This is a genomic window from Mesorhizobium sp. M4B.F.Ca.ET.143.01.1.1 (assembly GCF_004792275.1).
Lineage (GTDB): Bacteria > Pseudomonadota > Alphaproteobacteria > Rhizobiales > Rhizobiaceae > Mesorhizobium > Mesorhizobium abyssinicae.
In genome coordinates this window covers 1-306 of the sequence record NZ_SRSR01000280.1, presented here as the reverse complement: position 1 = coordinate 306, position 306 = coordinate 1, and the positions used below count along the sequence as shown (strand labels likewise).

Below are 306 nucleotides of genomic sequence, written 5' to 3'. Positions count from 1 at the left end.
AAAGGACATGGAAATTTGTTCCCGACGCGCTCCGGAGCATGAAAACGCAATGAGAGATGTGGACAAGTGGTATTTTTTTGGTATTGTTCGATCAGTTGGAGGAAAGCGGATGGCCGAGACGCGCACGGAAGCGCTTCATCAGAACGCCGCGGGGCTGGATGTCCAGGCCCCGGACGCCATCCTTTCGTTCCTCGCCAATGCGCAAATCGAGGCCGCCAGGGCCGTGCACGGCGCCATTCCGGCCATTGCCGAGGCCGCCGAGCTTGTCGCCAGACAATTGAAGGGTGGAGGCAGGCTCGCCTACGC

The 306-nt window shown here is 59.8% G+C and carries 1 pseudogene; it reads left to right on the top strand.

Going from position 1 to position 306, the window contains the following annotated elements:
- Positions 1-109: 109 nt before the first annotated feature.
- A pseudogene (locus tag EN786_RS36990) lies at positions 110-306 on the top strand (N-acetylmuramic acid 6-phosphate etherase); the annotation flags it as partial.